Genomic DNA, 15,529 nt, shown 5'->3' with positions numbered 1-15,529 from the left:
CCCCCGCAGCACCAACCCGCGCTTTAACAACCCAGCGCAGCACAAGACAGAATTTCCAGGAGCTCCCATGGCAGTAGCAGTACGCGTCATTCCCTGCCTCGACGTGGACGCCGGGCGCGTCGTCAAAGGCGTTAACTTCGAGGGCCTGCGGGATGCCGGCGATCCCGTGGAGCTGGCGCACCGCTACGACAACGCCGGCGCGGACGAGCTGACCTTCCTGGACGTCACGGCGTCCTCGGGCAACCGGGAAACAACGTTCGACGTCGTCCGCCGCACCGCGGAGGAAGTCTTCATCCCGCTCACGGTGGGCGGCGGGGTCCGCGGTGTTGCCGAGGTGGACAAGCTGCTGCGCTACGGAGCGGACAAGGCGTCCATCAACACCGCAGCCGTCGCCCGGCCCGATGTCATCGATGAGATCACCCGGCACTTCGGTTCCCAGGTGCTCGTCCTGTCCCTCGATGCCCGCCGCACCCGCCCCGGTTCCCAGCCCACGCCGTCGGGATTTGAAGTGACCACCCACGGCGGACGGACCGGTACCGGGATCGACGCGATTGCCTGGGCCAGGGAAGCCGCGGACCGCGGCGTGGGCGAGATCCTGCTCAACTCCATTGACGCCGACGGCACCAAAGACGGCTTCGACCTCGAGCTCATCAGGCTGGTCCGGGCTGCGGTCAAGGTGCCCATCATTGCCTCCGGCGGAGCAGGGGAGCCTGCCCACTTCCCCCCGGCCGTCGCCGCGGGTGCAGACGCCGTGCTGGCAGCATCGATCTTCCACTGGGGACCGGACAACATGATGTCCCAGGTCAAGGACGCCATCCGGAACGCAGGCTTCGAAGTCCGCTAAAGCGCGTCCCAACCCAACTAAGTAGCGCTAAGTGTCGTTTTGAGGGCTCATAACGACACTTAGCGCTACTTAGTTGGGGGTTAAAGGCCTACTTCGGCTGACTGGAGGAGGGCGACGGCGTCGGGCTGGCCTTCGAACGTCACCAGGGCGTGGCGGGTGCGGCCGTGGGCGTGCATCAGCAGCTCGCCCGGCTCGCCCACGATGGCCACCGAAACAGGTGCGCGCTTGGCGACGTGGCGGGGCCCGGACGGGCGAACCAGGACGATTCCCAGGTCAACGCCGCGGTATAGGATCGCGGCGCGCTTGACGAGTTCGTCCCAGAGAGCCTCCGAGTACGCCTCGTCCAGTGCCCGCGGCGCCCACCGGTCAACGGCGCGGCGGATATCCTCCGTGTGCACGAAGTATTCGATGAGGTTGGAGCTCTCGTCGAGGGCCTTGATGTTCATAGGGGACAGCGCAGGCGGTCCTGCCCGGAACGTGTTGACCAGCTTTGCGTACGCTTCGGCCGTGGTCAGTTTCGCGGCGAGCCTGGCAGTGGCCTGGTCCGAGGCTTTGGCCAGCCGTTTGATAATCAGGCCCAGCCCTACGGCTGCTTTGCGTTCGCGCAGGTACAGGTGCGCGGCAAGGTCCCTGGTGCGCCAGCCCTTGCACAGCGTGGGCGCATCAGGACCGGCCGCAAGCAGGGTCTCGGCCAGGACTTCTCGGGACGGTTCGACGAAATGCATCACTTGTGAAACTAGCATGACCGGCGCGGAGTTGGGCAGCGCGGCCGCCCCTGGTGGCGTGCCGTTGTTCACACACGTTAGGGGTCGCGGTGCAGGCACTAGACTTGACCTGATGTCTGAGTACCCCGCCCCCGTCCCGAACCCCGGCTCCGCCGTGCCTGTGGCTGCCACGCCCGGCCCGGCCGCCGCATCATCCCCAAGCCCGCTCCCGGGGGAACTGGCCGCCGCGCTCAAGCGTGACAGTGCCGGCCTGGTGGCCGCGGTGGTGCAGCAATACGACACCAACGAGGTCCTGATGCTGGGCTGGATGGACGACGAAGCCCTGCACCGCACCATGACTACCGGGCGGGTCACCTTCTACTCGCGTTCCCGCCAGGAGTACTGGCGCAAGGGGGACACCTCCGGGCACGTGCAGTGGGTCAAGTCCGTGGCGATGGACTGCGACGGCGACGCGCTGCTCGTGCGGGTGGACCAGGTGGGCGCAGCGTGCCACACCGGCACCCGCACCTGCTTCGACGGCCGGGACCTGGCTGTCACCACCGGCCAGGCGGGCTGAACATCTTCAGGAACCGCAGCTAGTTGCGGTCACGCGGGGGAGGGCCGGCCACCTCCGCAAGCACACCCACAGGCGCCGGCGCAGACGGCCCAACGAGAACAGGCGGAACAGCATAGCCATGCAGGACCTTGGAATCATCAGCCCGGGCCTCGAGGAATTCCGGGAGCTGGCCGGGCACAGCCGCGTCATCCCCGTCCGGCTTAAGGTACTCGCGGACGCCGAGACCCCCATCGGCCTGTACCGGAAGCTCGCCAACGGCCAGCCCGGCACCTTCCTGATGGAATCCGCGGCAGTAGGCGGGGCGTGGTCCCGCTACTCGTTCATCGGCGCGAGGTCCAGGGCCACCCTGACCACCAAGGACGGGAACGCACACTGGCTGGGCCAGCCTCCCGCCGGCGTCCCCGTGGACGGCAGCCCGGTGGACGCCATCCGCGACACCATTGAAGCCCTCCGCACCGACAGGTTCGACGGATTGCCGCCTTTTACCTCCGGACTGGTGGGATTCCTGGGCTGGGAAACGGTCCGGCACTGGGAACGCCTGGTCAGCCCGCCCGAGGACGACCTGCAGCTTCCGGAAATGGCGCTGAACCTGGTTACGGACATGGCGGTCCACGACAATGTGGACGGCACGGTGCTGCTCATCGCCAACGCCATCAATTTCGATGACAGCTCCGAGCGCGTGGATGAGGCCTGGCACGACGCCGTGGCCCGGGTCAAGGCGCTGCTTGCCAAGGTCAGCACTCCCGTGGCTCAGCCCGTCTCGGTCCTGGCTCCCGCGGCACTGGACTTTGCCTCCAGCGTCCAGGAACGCTGGGACGAGGCCGAGTACCTGGCTGCCCTGGACCGCGGCAAGGAGGCCATCGTGGACGGCGAGGTGTTCCAGGTGGTCATCTCCCGCCGCTTCGAAATGGAGTGCCAGGCATCGGCCCTGGACGTCTACCGGGTCCTGCGGAACACCAACCCCAGCCCCTACATGTACATCTTCAGCCTCGAGGACGCTGAGGGCCGGGAGTACTCCATTGTTGGCTCCTCGCCCGAGGCGCTGGTGACGGTGACCGGTGAGGAAGTCATCACCCACCCCATTGCCGGATCCCGGCCGCGGGGCCGGACGGTGGAGGCGGACAAGGCACTCGCCGAGGAACTCCTGGCGGACCAGAAGGAACGTGCCGAACACCTGATGCTGGTGGACCTCTCACGGAACGATCTGTCCAAGGTCTGCGTGGCGGGGACGGTGGACGTCACCCAGTTCATGGAGGTGGAGCGCTTCAGCCACATCATGCACCTGGTGTCCACCGTGGTGGGACAGCTTTCGCCCCAGGCCAAGGCCTACGACGTGCTGAAGGCAACCTTCCCGGCCGGCACGTTGTCCGGCGCCCCCAAACCCCGTGCGCTGCGCCTCCTGGATGAACTCGAACCACACCGCCGGGGCATCTACGGCGGAGTGGTGGGCTACCTCGATTTCGCGGGCGACATGGACATGGCCATCGCCATCCGCTCCGCGCTGATCCGGGACGGGCGCGCCTACGTCCAGGCCGGCGGCGGCATCGTGGCTGATTCGGTCAACGACACCGAGGCCCTGGAAACCGTCAACAAGGCCGCAGCGCCCCTCCGCGCCGTCCACACCGCGGGCACCTTGCAGAACATCTCCGCGGACTCGCTTCCCGGCGGGTCGGACTCCTGATGCCCCGTCCGGAAGCCTCACAGGAACCCGCAGCAGCACGGGAACCCGTATCAGGACAGGCAGGCGCAGGACAGGCGGCAGCTGCGGCCAAGGGTCCCGCGGCGCCGGCCTGGGCCCGCCGGTCCACGCTGGTGCTGCTCATTGCCGTGCTGGCGCTGGCGGTCTTCGGCACCACCACCCAGACCTGGATCAGTGTCATCCTCGATCCCAACCAGCTTGGCCAGGGCGGAGCGGCCCAGGAACCGCTCCCGGTGCAGGGCAGCAAGGCGGCCACCGCCGTCACGGCCCTGGCTCTGGTGGCCCTCGCCGGCGGCCTGGCAGCCGCCATTGCCGGCCGGATTGCCCGGTGGATCATCACCGCCATCATCGTCCTGGCCGCCGCCGGAATTGTCGCTGCGGCCGCAACGGTCCTCACCAGCCCGCTGGCGGCCGCCCAGGGATCCATCGCGGAAGCGACCGGTGTCACCGGATCCCAGGCCCAGGTGGCTGTCACAGCATTCCCGGTCCTCGCCGTCGTGGCCGGATGCCTGCTGGCACTGGCTGCCCTGGTGATGGTCCCCGCCGGACGGCACTGGAAAGCCCGGACGAAATATGACGCACCGGCGGCGGGCAGCCCCGCGGCCGCGGGTCCCGTCGACGAGATCGACAGCTGGGACCGGCTCTCCCGCGGCGACGATCCCACCTGACCCGCCCCGCGCGGACACCGGGTACCGGCAGCGCGCCGCCCGATAAACGGTTGCGGGCCAAAAAATGGCAGAATGTAAGCAGTATTCACCCTGAGGAGATTTCCATGAGCAAAGCACCTGCGTCCGTTTCCAAGTCCGGCACCCGCACTGTAGCCCCGGGCGTCATCGACCACAGCCAGGAACTTGGCCACGGCAACAGCCCCGCAGCCTGGACCTGCGTCATCGTGATGCTGGTCGGCGCCCTGATCATGTCAATCGCGTTCGTCATTGCCAACACCCCCATCTTCATTGCCGGCGGCTGCGTCATGGTGCTCGGCCTGATCCTGGGCTACATCATGCGCAAGGCAGGCTACGGCGTTGAAGGCAGCAAGCTGAAGAACTCCGGCCACTGATGTCCACTGTTCTCGATGACATCAACGCCGGTGTCAGGGAGGATATGGAGGCCCGGAAACAGCTTGTTTCGCTGGCTGAACTGAAGGACCTGGCGCAGGCCGCGGCACCTGCCCGCGACGCCTGGGCAGCGCTCGGCGGCCCTTCGCCCTCCCGGGCTGAGCTCAAAGTCATCGCGGAAATCAAACGCCGCAGCCCCTCCAAGGGAGACCTTGCCGCTATCGGCGATCCCGCGTCCCTCGCCAGGCAGTATGCCGACGGCGGTGCCTCCGTCATCAGTGTCCTCACCGAGCAGCGCCGCTTCAGCGGGTCCCTCGCGGACCTCGACGCCGTGCGGGCCGCCGTCGACGTTCCGCTCCTGCGGAAGGACTTCACGCTTGACGAGTACCAGATCTGGGAAGCCCGCGCCCACGGCGCGGACCTGATCCTCCTCATCGTTGCCGCGCTCTCCGACGCCCAGCTCGCCGAGTTCAGCGCCCTCAGCCGCGAACTTGGCATGAACGTGCTGGTGGAAACGCACACCGAAGAGGAAATCGAGCGGGCCGTTGCCGCGCAGGCGCGCATCATCGGCGTCAACGTACGGAACCTGAAGACGCTCGACGTCGACCGTTCCGTTTTCGCCTCGCTGGCCGGACAGATCCCGGCCGGGGCAGTGGTGGTTGCCGAGTCCGGCGTGCGGGACGCCGACGACGTCACGCACTACGCCGCCAGCGGCGCCAACGCCGTCCTCGTCGGCGAGGCCCTGGTGAGCCACTCGACACCGCAGGAGCGGATCGCCGAGTTCAAGGCGGCAGGCGCCGCCGCCATTGCCGCCCGCGGCTGACGCACGCACGGTGCAGGACCAGAAGGCGGGGCTGGGCCCCGCCGGCTGGTCCTGCCCGGCCGGCCGCGGGGACCACACTTTGAGAAACATCCAACTGGAACAGGACGGGACCGATGGCTGAAGCACCCTCCGGCAACGCCGACAACGATACTGACAACACTGCCGCCGAAGCATTCCTGCAGGGCGGCTCCCTCAAGCACGCCCCGGGACCCTACTTCGGAAGCTACGGCGGACGCTGGATGCCGGAATCCCTGATCGCCGCGCTGGACGAACTCGAGGAAACCTTCAACAAGGCCAAGGAAGATCCTGAATTCCGGGCCCAGATCGCCGACCTGAACAAGAACTACTCCGGCCGGCCGTCACTCCTGACCGAAGCCAAGCGCTTCTCCCAGCACGCCGGGGGAGTGCGCATCTTCCTCAAGCGCGAGGACCTCAACCACACCGGATCGCACAAGATCAACAACGTCCTCGGCCAGGCGCTGCTCGCCAAGCGGATGGGCAAGACGCGCGTCATCGCCGAGACCGGCGCAGGCCAGCACGGCGTCGCCAGTGCCACCGCCGCTGCCCTCATGGGGCTCGAATGCGTCGTGTACATGGGTGCCGAGGACTGCCGCCGCCAGGCGCTGAACGTTGCCCGCATGGAACTCCTTGGCGCCACTGTCATCCCCGTAACCAGCGGATCGCAGACCCTCAAGGACGCCATCAACGACGCCCTGCGCGACTGGGTGGCCAACGTGGACAACACCCACTACCTCCTGGGCACCGCGGCAGGGGCCCACCCCTTCCCGGCCATGGTCCGGTACTTCCACGAAGTCATCGGCGAGGAAGCCCGCGCCCAGATCCTGGAGCAGGAAGGCCGGCTCCCGGACGCCGTCTGCGCGTGCATCGGCGGCGGCTCCAACGCCATCGGCATCTTCCACGGCTTCCTTGACGATCCGTCCGTGAAGATCTACGGCTTCGAAGCCGGCGGCGACGGCGTGGACACCGGACGCCACGCGGCCACCATCACGCTGGGCAAGCCCGGCGTGCTGCACGGCGCCCGTTCCTACCTCATGCAGGACGATGACGGCCAGACCATCGAGTCGCACTCGATTTCCGCAGGCCTCGACTACCCCGGTGTGGGCCCCGAGCACTCCTACCTGGCGGACATCGGACGGGTGAGCTATGAGCCCATCACGGACAGCGAGGCCATGGAATCCTTCCGGCTGCTGTGCCGCACGGAAGGCATCATTCCGGCCATCGAGTCCTCCCATGCGCTGGCCGGGGCCATCAAGGTGGGCCAGCGCCTCGCCGCCGAAGCCGCGGCCAGCGGCGGGACGGCGCAGGACAAGATCGTCATTGTGAACCTTTCAGGCCGCGGGGACAAGGATGTGGCCACTGCAGCCGAATGGTTCAACCTGTTGGACAAGGATTCCGCCGAGTCGGAAATCGGCAAAGAGGGGGAACAGCTGTGACCACTGCACAGACAACCAGCAAATCAGCGGCCGCCATCGACAAGGCCCGTGCCGAGGGCCGCGCAGCCCTCATCGGCTACCTTCCCGCCGGCTACCCCAGCGTCGAGGAGACCATCGCCGCCGGCATCGCCCTGGCTGAGAACGGTGCCGACCTCATCGAGATCGGCATTCCCTACTCCGACCCCGTGATGGACGGCCAGGTCATCCAGGCCGCCACCACCGAGGCGCTGGCCAAGGGGTTCTCCGTCAGCCAGGTGTTCGACGTCGTGCAGGGCATCACCAGCAGGACCGATGCCGCTGTCCTGGTCATGACCTACTGGAACCCTGTGGTCCGGATGGGCGTGGACGAGTTTTCCCGCCGCCTGGCCGAGGCCGGGGGAGCAGGGCTCATCACCCCTGACCTCATTCCGGATGAGGCTGCTGAATGGATGGAAGCCTCCGACAAGTACGGCCTGGACCGCGTGTTCCTGGTTGCGCCGTCCTCCACCACCGAGCGCATGCAGCGGACAGTGGACGCCAGCCGGGGCTTCGTCTACGCCGTGTCCATCATGGGCGTCACCGGCGCCCGGACCTCCGTCAGCACCGCGGCCAAGGACGTGGTGGCCGCAGCACACGCCGCCGGCGCCGAGCGGGTGTGCGTGGGCCTCGGCGTCTCCAACGCCGGACAGGTCCGGGAGATCGCCGCCTACGCCGAAGGGGTCATCGTGGGCACCGCCCTGGTGGCAGCAATCCGCGACGGCGGTGTGGACGCCGTCGCTGCCCTCACCAAGGACCTCAGCACCGGACTGAGCCGCTCCGGACTGACAGAGGAAGAAGCCTAAACCCATGCAGACCCTCCTTCAGGCAGCCGCCATGGTGCCGGCCAGCATTCCGAGCCCGGACTGGTCCGGGTTCGATATTCCCCTTCCCTGGGGAACGCTGCGCATCCACGCCTACGCACTGTGCATCCTGGCAGGCATCGTGGCGGGCCTCTGGCTGACCTCCGTCCGCTGGGCACGCCGTGGCGCGCCTGAAGGCAGCGTCTGGGACATCGTGGTTTGGGCCATTCCCTTCGGCATCATCGGCGGACGCCTCTACCACGTGGTGTCCTCACCTGACGCCTACTTCGGCCCCGGCTTCGACGGCACCGGCGACCTGTCCCTCATTCCCCAGATCCAGCGCGGCGGACTCGGCATCTGGGGCGCCGTTGTGCTGGGTGTCGTGGGCGCCTGGATCGGCTGCCGCCGCAGCGGCGTCAAGCTCAGCGCCTTCCTGGACGCCGCCGCGCCCGGGCTGCTGCTGGCCCAGGCCATTGGCCGCTGGGGCAACTACTTCAACCAGGAACTCTTCGGCGGCCCCACCACCCTGCCGTGGGGCCTGCAGATCGACGCCGACAACCCCAACTTTCCGGCCGGAACTCCGGCGGACACGCTGTTCCACCCCACGTTCCTGTACGAATCGCTGTGGAACCTGGCCGGCGTCGTCCTCCTGCTCGCACTGGACCGGAAGTTCAACTTCCGCCGCAGCAGGCTGTTCTGGCTCTACGCCATGTACTACACGCTGGGCCGGGTCTGGATCGAGGCGATGCGGATCGATGACGCCGAGCAGATTGAACTGTTTGGCATCACCACCCGCCTGAACGTCTGGACCAGCATCTTCGTGTTCCTGGCAGCCCTGGCGGCCTTCATCCTGCTGGGACGGAAGAAGCGCACCGGGCGGGACACCGTGTATTTGGCGGGCCGTGAGCCGGAGAAGGTTGACGGTCCGAAGGCCGCAGCAGTCGCTGGCGACGAGGTCCGTGATCCGGACACTGTTGTCTCAGATAGTGAATCGCGTGATAATCTCCCTGATAACCAAAACGGTTCCCGGCGTGCTTCCGTGCCAACGGAAGAGGCCGCGGCTGCGCCGGCGGGCACCACGCCCGGACCGGATGCAACGGCCGCCGGAAAGTCCGGCAGCACTGCCACAGGAACCGCGCCGGAAGCCGGCGCTACCAAGTAGCGCGCGGGCCAGGCAGGGCAGCAGAGCCACCGCTCGAAGCGCCCAATCACCACAGCGTCGTGGCAGCGGGGCCACCCTGGACAGCATAGAGCTGCTGTCCGGTGTTGCCCGGGGCAGGGGCCTGCGTAACTGTTAGTTCAGCAGGCCATGCTGACCTACAATTTCCAGTAAATAACACTTTGTTGTGCCCATCAGAGCGGCGCCGACGAGTGGGGCCAACGTTGTCCCTTCCATACGCACGATCAGGAGGAAGGACGTCTCCCATGACCCAAACTCTTCACACTCCCAGCTGGTCAGAACCGGACCAGCCTGAGACTGCCATGTCGCCGTTCAAGCGCTTCGCAGCCCTGCCGGAGGCGGCCGGGCTCTACAACCCGGAGCAGGAGAAGGACGCCTGCGGTCTTGCGATCATCGCCACCCTCCGCGGCGAGCCCGGCTATGACATCGTGGATGCCGCCCTCACCGCCCTTCGCAACCTTGAGCACCGCGGTGCCGTGGGCGCGGACGAGGGCACCGGTGACGGCGCAGGCCTCCTCATGCAGATCCCGGACGAGTTCTTCCGCGCGGTCACGGAGTTCGAACTTCCCGCTCCCGGCCAGTACGTGGCCGGCACCGCCTTCCTCCCGGCCGAACAGCGCGAGGCCGACGCCGCCAAGGCCGGCATCGAGGGCCTGGCAGCCGACGAGGGCCTGACGGTCCTCGGGTGGCGCGAAGTGCCCATCGTCGCGGACCTGGTCGGTGCCATGGCCCGCGCCTGCATGCCCTACTTCTCCCAGCCCTTCCTGGCATCCGCCACCGGCGAGGAACTGGACCGCAATGAACTGGATTCCCGCGCCTGGCGGATCCGCAAGCGCGCCCAGAACAAGTTCGGCGTCTACTTCCCGTCGCTGTCCTCGCGCACCATCGTCTACAAGGGCATGCTCACCACCGCCCAGCTGGAGCCGTTCTACCCGGACCTCTCGGACAAGCGCTTCAAGACCAAGCTGGCAATCGTCCACTCGCGCTTCTCCACCAACACCTTCCCGTCCTGGCCGCTGGCCCAGCCGTTCCGCACCATCGCGCACAACGGCGAAATCAACACGGTCAAGGGAAACCGGAACTGGATGCGAGCCCGCCAGTCGCAGCTGGCCAACCCGCTGCTGGGCGACACCCCGGAAGAGCTGTACCCCATCTGCACCCCGGGTGCCTCGGACTCCGCGTCCTTCGACGAGGTGGCCGAGCTGCTGTGGCTGTCCGGCCGCCCCATCACGCACTCGATCATGATGATGATCCCCGAGGCCTGGGAAAACCACGCCACCATGGATCCGGCCCGGCGCGCGTTCTACGAGTACCACTCCCTGCTGATGGAACCGTGGGACGGCCCCGCCGCCGTCTCGTTCACCGACGGCAGCCTGGTGGGCGCCACCCTGGACCGCAACGGCCTGCGTCCCGGACGGTTCTGGATTACCGAGGACGGCCTGATTGTCTTTGCCTCCGAAGTGGGCGTCATCGACGTCGAAGCCTCCAAGGTGGTCAAGAAGGGCCGTGTGTCCCCGGGCAAGATGTTCCTGGTGGACACCGAAGCCGGCCGCGTCATCGACGATGAAGAGGTCAAGGCCGAGGTCGCCGCCGCCAACCCGTGGGCGGAGTGGGTCAAGGACAACCTGATCGACCTCAACGAGCTCCCCGAGCGCGAGCACGTGGTCCACACGGCCGCGTCGGTGAACATCCGCCAGCGCACCTTCGGCTACACCACCGAGGAACTGAAGATCCTGCTGGGCCCGATGGCCCGCACCGGCGCCGAACCGCTGGGCGCCATGGGCTCCGATACCCCGGTGGCCGTGCTGTCCAAGCGCCCCCGCCTGCTCTTCGACTACTTCGTGCAGTCCTTCGCGCAGGTGACCAACCCGCCGCTGGACGCCATCCGCGAGGAACTGGTCACCTCCCTGACCTGTGCCATCGGCCCCAACGGCAACCTCCTGGACACCAAGCAGGTCCGCCAGCCGCAGGTCCAGCTGCCCTTCCCGGTGATCAACAACGACCAGCTCGCCAAGATCGCCAACATTGAAAACGCCGACGGCGACAAGGTGGCCATGAAGGTCCGCGGGCTTTACCGCCCCGAGGGCGGCGAGAACGCGCTCCGCGCACGGCTCACCGAGATCTGCGAACAGGTGTCCGGTGCTATCAACCGCGGCGTCCAGTACGTGGTGCTCTCCGACCGTGACTCCAACGCCCAGTGGGCGCCCATCCCGTCGCTGCTGCTGGTCAGCGCCGTGCACCACCACCTGCTGCGCAGCGCCAACCGCACCAAGACTGCCCTGGTGGTGGAAGCCGGCGACGTCCGCGAGACGCACCATGTGGCCGTGCTGATCGGCTACGGCGCCTCCGCCGTCAACCCGTACCTGGCCATGGAATCGGTGGAGCAGCTGATTGCCGCCGGCGACGTCACCGGGGTCACCCCGCAGGACGGCGTGTACAACCTGATCAAGGGCCTCGGCAAGGGCGTCCTGAAGATCATGTCCAAGATGGGCATCTCCACGGTGGCGTCCTACACCGGCGCCCAGACGTTCGAGGCGCTCGGCCTGGGCCAGGAACTGGTGGACGAATTCTTCGCCGGCACCCACTCGCAGCTTGGCGGCGTGGGGCTGGACGTCATCGCCGCGGAGGTTTCCGCGCGCCACCAGATGGCCTACCCCGAGGGCGGCATCGAGCAGCCCCACCGCCCGCTGCTGGGCGGCGGCGAGTACCAGTGGCGCCGTGACGGCGAGCCCCACCTGTTCAACCCGGAGACGGTGTTCCGGCTGCAGCACGCCACGCGTGAGCGCCGCTACGACATCTTCAAGGCGTACACCAGGGGAGTGGACGACCAGTCCGAGAACCTGATGACCCTCCGTGGCCTCCTCAAGTTCAAGAACGAGCGCCCGCCCGTTCCGCTGGAGGAAGTGGAGCCTGTCTCCAGCATCGTCAAGCGGTTCTCCACGGGTGCCATGAGCTACGGCTCCATCTCCCAGGAGGCCCACGAGACGCTGGCGATCGCCATGAACCAGCTGGGCGGCAAGTCCAACACCGGTGAAGGCGGCGAGGACGTTGACCGCCTGCTCGACCCCAAGCGCCGCTCGGCCGTCAAGCAGATCGCGTCCGGCCGGTTCGGCGTGACCAGCCTGTACCTGACCAACGCGGACGACATCCAGATCAAGATGGCCCAGGGTGCCAAGCCCGGCGAGGGCGGCCAGCTCATGGCGCAGAAGGTCTACCCGTGGGTGGCCCGGACGCGGCACTCGACGCCCGGCGTGGGGCTCATTTCCCCGCCCCCGCACCACGACATCTACTCCATCGAGGACCTCGCGCAACTGATCTACGATGCCAAGCGCGCCAACCCCTCGGCCCGGGTGCACGTCAAGCTCGTCTCCGAGGTGGGCATCGGCACGGTTGCCGCCGGTGTCACCAAGGCGAAGGCCGACGTCGTACTGGTCTCCGGCCATGACGGCGGAACCGGCGCCTCGCCGCTGAACTCGCTCAAGCACGCAGGTGTTCCGTGGGAGCTCGGCCTGGCCGAGACACAGCAGACCCTGATGCTCAACGGCCTGCGCGACCGTGTGGTGGTGCAGGTTGACGGCCAGCTCAAGACCGGCCGCGACGTGGTGATCGCCGCGCTGCTCGGCGGCGAGGAATTCGGCTTCGCCACCGCCCCGCTGGTGGTGGAAGGCTGCATCATGATGCGCGTCTGCCACCTGGACACCTGCCCGGTGGGCGTGGCAACGCAGAACCCGGAACTCCGCGCACGCTTCAGCGGCAAGCCCGAATTCGTGGTCAACTTCTTCGAGTTCCTTGCCGAGGAAGTCCGCGAAATCCTGGCCGAGCTTGGCTTCCGCAGCCTGGAGGAGGCAATCGGCCACGCCGAGGTCCTCGACGCCCGGGAGGCCGTCAACCACTGGAAGGCCGACGGCCTGGACTTGGACCCGATCCTGCACGGGCTGGAGTTCGACGACGACGCCCCGCTGCGGAACATGACCGGCCAGAACCACGAGCTAGACAAGCACTTCGACCAGCGCCTGATCACCATGTCCACCGAGGCGCTGACGGACCGCAGCCCGGTCAAGATTGCCGTGGACGTCATCAACACGGACCGTTCGGTGGGCACCATGCTGGGGCACGTCGTCACCAAGACGTTCGGCACCGATGTCCTGGCCACGGACACCATCGACATCACCCTGAGCGGCACCGCCGGCCAGTCCCTGGGCGCGTTCCTGCCCGCGGGCATCACCCTGCGGCTGTTCGGCGACTCCAATGACTACGTGGGCAAGGGCCTCTCCGGCGGCCGCATCATCGTCCGCCCGGACCGCACCAACGTGTTCAAGGCGGAGACCAACGTCATCGCCGGCAACGTGATCGGCTACGGGGCGACCAGCGGCGAGATGTTCCTGCGCGGCCAGGTGGGCGAACGCTTCCTGGTCCGCAACTCGGGCGCCACCGCCGTGGTCGAAGGTATCGGCGACCACGGCTGTGAGTACATGACGGGTGGCCAGACGCTGATCATCGGCCGCACCGGACGCAACTTCGGCGCCGGCATGTCCGGCGGTACCGCGTACGTCCTTGACCTGGACGCTGCCCGCGTCAACAAGGACGCCCTGCAGTCCGGCGAACTCCAGCTCCGCGAGCTGGACGCCGAGGACCGCGACATCGTGCACGGCCTGCTGGTCAAGCACGTTGAAGAAACTGATTCCCAGCTGGCGGCGCGCCTCCTCGAGAACTTCGATGACACCGCCGCCCGCATTACCAAGGTGCTGCCGCGCGACTATGCTGCCGTACTGCAGACCCGTCTCGACGCCATCGAAGAGGGCCTGGACCCCGACGGCGAAGAAGTGTGGTCCCGAATCCTGGAGGTAACCGGTGGCTGATCCACGCGGATTTTTGAAAGTACGCCAGCGTGAAACCCAGCCGCGCCGTCCCGTTCCCGTCCGCATCATGGACTGGAAGGAAGTGTATGAGGCGCAGGAGAAGGGCACCCTGAAGGCCCAGGCCGGCCGCTGCATGGACTGCGGCGTGCCGTTCTGCCACCAGGGCTGCCCGCTGGGCAACCTCATTCCCGAGTGGAACGACCTCACGTGGCGGGACAAGGGCGAGGAAGCCATCGAGCGGCTGCACGCCACGAACAACTTCCCGGAGTTCACCGGCCGGCTCTGCCCGGCACCGTGTGAAGCCTCCTGCGTCCTGGGGATCAACCAGCCTGCGGTGACCATCAAGCAGGTGGAAGTCTCCATCATTGACGAGGCCTGGGACAACGGCTGGGTGGAGCCCCTGCCTCCCGCACGCCTGACCGGCAAGACGGTTGCCGTCGTTGGCTCCGGCCCCGCAGGGCTGGCAGCGGCGCAGCAGCTGACCCGCGTGGGCCACACCGTGGCGGTGTACGAGCGCGACGACAAGATCGGCGGCCTGCTCCGCTACGGCATCCCCGACTTCAAGATGGAAAAGGAGCAGGTGGACCGCCGCGTTGAGCAGATGAAGGCGGAAGGCACCCGCTTCCGTACCGGCGTCGCCGTGGGCACCGACGTGACCTGGGAGCAGCTGCGGCGGCGTTACGACGCTGTTGTTGTCTGCACCGGCGCCACCGTCCCGAGGGACCTGCCCATCCCGGGCCGCGACCTGGACGGCGTCCACTTCGCCATGGACTATCTGGTCCCGGCCAACCGTGCCGTGGCAGGGGAGGCAATCGAGAACCAGATCCACGCCCAGGGCAAGCACGTGGTGATCCTCGGCGGCGGCGACACAGGCGCGGACTGCCTCGGCACCGCACACCGGCACGGTGCCGCCTCGGTGACCACTTTGGCAATCGGCAAGCAGCCGCCGGCGGAGCGCGCCGGCCACCAGCCGTGGCCGACGTTCCCCACGCTGTTCGAGGTTGCCAGCGCCCACGAGGAAGGCGGTGAGCGCACGTACCTTGCCTCCACCGTGGAGTTCGTGGGCGAGGACGGCAAGCTGACGGGCGTCAAGGTTGCCGAGACGGAATTCGTTGACGGCAAGCGCCTGCCCAAGGCCGGCACGGAACGGATCATTCCCGCGGACCTGGTGTTCCTGTCACTCGGCTTCACCGGAGCGGAGCCCGCAGGCATCACCGAGCAGGTCAAGGCGGAGTTCGACGGCCGCGGCAACGTGTCCCGCGACGGCTACTACATGACTAACACCGAGGGCGTCTTCGTGGCCGGTGACGCCGGCCGCGGCCAGTCCCTCATTGTGTGGGCCATCGCCGAAGGGCGCGCCGCCGCCGCAGCCGTGGACAAGTACCTGATGGGTAGCACCATCCTGCCCGCTCCCGTGGCCCCGACGGACCGCGCCATCGCCGTCCTCTAGCGATGCACCGGAGGTTCACCTCCGCGACAACTTAACCAATGCAAGAGACCAATAGGGTAGGTA

Annotated in this window: 12 protein-coding genes; 11 read left to right on the top strand and 1 reads right to left on the bottom strand. The window is 67.4% G+C overall.

Going from position 1 to position 15,529, the window contains the following annotated elements:
- Positions 1 to 67: 67 nt before the first annotated feature.
- A complete protein-coding gene (gene hisF / locus IEX33_RS10785; protein WP_188730001.1) occupies positions 68 to 844 on the top strand; it encodes an imidazole glycerol phosphate synthase subunit HisF in 777 nt (258 codons plus the stop codon).
- A gap of 80 nt (positions 845 to 924) precedes the next feature.
- Here hisF and IEX33_RS10780 read toward each other — a convergent pair whose 3' ends face one another.
- Positions 925 to 1,569: a TIGR03085 family metal-binding protein gene (locus IEX33_RS10780; RefSeq protein WP_066280589.1), complete on the bottom strand. Its 645-nt coding sequence runs from the start codon at positions 1,567 to 1,569 to the stop codon at positions 925 to 927.
- Between the two features lie 112 nt (positions 1,570 to 1,681).
- Between IEX33_RS10780 and hisI the strand changes: the two genes are divergently transcribed.
- The 10 genes from hisI (at position 1,682) to IEX33_RS10730 (ending at position 15,466) form a co-directional block, all read left to right on the top strand.
- Positions 1,682 to 2,125 carry a phosphoribosyl-AMP cyclohydrolase gene (hisI, locus tag IEX33_RS10775; protein ID WP_188729999.1) on the top strand — a complete coding sequence of 148 codons (444 nt, stop codon included), beginning with the start codon at positions 1,682 to 1,684 and terminating at the stop codon, positions 2,123 to 2,125.
- Positions 2,126 to 2,243: 118 nt separating this feature from the next.
- Complete coding sequence (locus tag IEX33_RS10770; protein ID WP_188729997.1) at positions 2,244 to 3,806, top strand: anthranilate synthase component I; 1,563 nt, start codon at positions 2,244 to 2,246, stop codon at positions 3,804 to 3,806.
- Complete coding sequence (locus IEX33_RS10765) at positions 3,806 to 4,492, top strand: Trp biosynthesis-associated membrane protein (protein WP_188729995.1); 687 nt, start codon at positions 3,806 to 3,808, stop codon at positions 4,490 to 4,492. The genes IEX33_RS10770 and IEX33_RS10765 overlap by 1 nt, the downstream gene beginning before the upstream one ends.
- A 104-nt stretch (positions 4,493 to 4,596) precedes the next feature.
- Complete coding sequence (locus IEX33_RS10760) at positions 4,597 to 4,884, top strand: HGxxPAAW family protein (protein ID WP_188729993.1); 288 nt, start codon at positions 4,597 to 4,599, stop codon at positions 4,882 to 4,884.
- Positions 4,884 to 5,705, top strand: coding sequence for an indole-3-glycerol phosphate synthase TrpC (gene trpC / locus IEX33_RS10755; RefSeq protein WP_174179244.1), 822 nt, complete (start codon positions 4,884 to 4,886; stop codon positions 5,703 to 5,705). The genes IEX33_RS10760 and trpC overlap by 1 nt, the downstream gene beginning before the upstream one ends.
- A 113-nt stretch (positions 5,706 to 5,818) precedes the next feature.
- Positions 5,819 to 7,159: a tryptophan synthase subunit beta gene (gene trpB / locus IEX33_RS10750; protein WP_188729991.1), complete on the top strand. Its 1,341-nt coding sequence runs from the start codon at positions 5,819 to 5,821 to the stop codon at positions 7,157 to 7,159.
- Complete coding sequence (gene trpA, locus IEX33_RS10745; RefSeq protein ID WP_188729988.1) at positions 7,156 to 7,980, top strand: tryptophan synthase subunit alpha; 825 nt, start codon at positions 7,156 to 7,158, stop codon at positions 7,978 to 7,980. The genes trpB and trpA overlap by 4 nt, the downstream gene beginning before the upstream one ends.
- A gap of 4 nt (positions 7,981 to 7,984) precedes the next feature.
- A complete protein-coding gene (gene lgt / locus IEX33_RS10740) occupies positions 7,985 to 9,139 on the top strand; it encodes a prolipoprotein diacylglyceryl transferase (protein ID WP_188729987.1) in 1,155 nt (384 codons plus the stop codon).
- A gap of 263 nt (positions 9,140 to 9,402) precedes the next feature.
- Positions 9,403 to 14,016, top strand: a complete 4,614-nt coding sequence (gltB, locus tag IEX33_RS10735; protein ID WP_188729985.1) for a glutamate synthase large subunit — start codon at positions 9,403 to 9,405, stop codon at positions 14,014 to 14,016.
- Positions 14,009 to 15,466 carry a glutamate synthase subunit beta gene (locus tag IEX33_RS10730; protein ID WP_188729983.1) on the top strand — a complete coding sequence of 486 codons (1,458 nt, stop codon included), beginning with the start codon at positions 14,009 to 14,011 and terminating at the stop codon, positions 15,464 to 15,466. The genes gltB and IEX33_RS10730 overlap by 8 nt, the downstream gene beginning before the upstream one ends.
- The last annotated feature ends 63 nt before the right edge of the window (positions 15,467 to 15,529 follow it).

It is taken from the genome of Pseudarthrobacter scleromae, from assembly GCF_014644515.1.
Classification (GTDB): Bacteria; Actinomycetota; Actinomycetes; order Actinomycetales; family Micrococcaceae; genus Arthrobacter; species Arthrobacter scleromae.
This window is presented reverse-complemented; position numbering and strand designations above follow the sequence as displayed.

What these genes read in the sequence shown, in the direction of transcription:
- IEX33_RS10780 (WP_066280589.1), bottom strand. Translation starts at nt 1,569, where the DNA reads ATGCATTTCGTCGAACCGTCCCGAGAAGTCCTGGCCGAGACCCTGCTT.
- trpB (WP_188729991.1), top strand. Translation starts at nt 5,819, where the DNA reads ATGGCTGAAGCACCCTCCGGCAACGCCGACAACGATACTGACAACACT.
- lgt (WP_188729987.1), top strand. Translation starts at nt 7,985, where the DNA reads ATGCAGACCCTCCTTCAGGCAGCCGCCATGGTGCCGGCCAGCATTCCG.
- hisI (WP_188729999.1), top strand. Translation starts at nt 1,682, where the DNA reads ATGTCTGAGTACCCCGCCCCCGTCCCGAACCCCGGCTCCGCCGTGCCT.
- IEX33_RS10765 (WP_188729995.1), top strand. Translation starts at nt 3,806, where the DNA reads ATGCCCCGTCCGGAAGCCTCACAGGAACCCGCAGCAGCACGGGAACCC.
- hisF (WP_188730001.1), top strand. Translation starts at nt 68, where the DNA reads ATGGCAGTAGCAGTACGCGTCATTCCCTGCCTCGACGTGGACGCCGGG.
- IEX33_RS10770 (WP_188729997.1), top strand. Translation starts at nt 2,244, where the DNA reads ATGCAGGACCTTGGAATCATCAGCCCGGGCCTCGAGGAATTCCGGGAG.
- IEX33_RS10760 (WP_188729993.1), top strand. Translation starts at nt 4,597, where the DNA reads ATGAGCAAAGCACCTGCGTCCGTTTCCAAGTCCGGCACCCGCACTGTA.
- gltB (WP_188729985.1), top strand. Translation starts at nt 9,403, where the DNA reads ATGACCCAAACTCTTCACACTCCCAGCTGGTCAGAACCGGACCAGCCT.
- trpC (WP_174179244.1), top strand. Translation starts at nt 4,884, where the DNA reads ATGTCCACTGTTCTCGATGACATCAACGCCGGTGTCAGGGAGGATATG.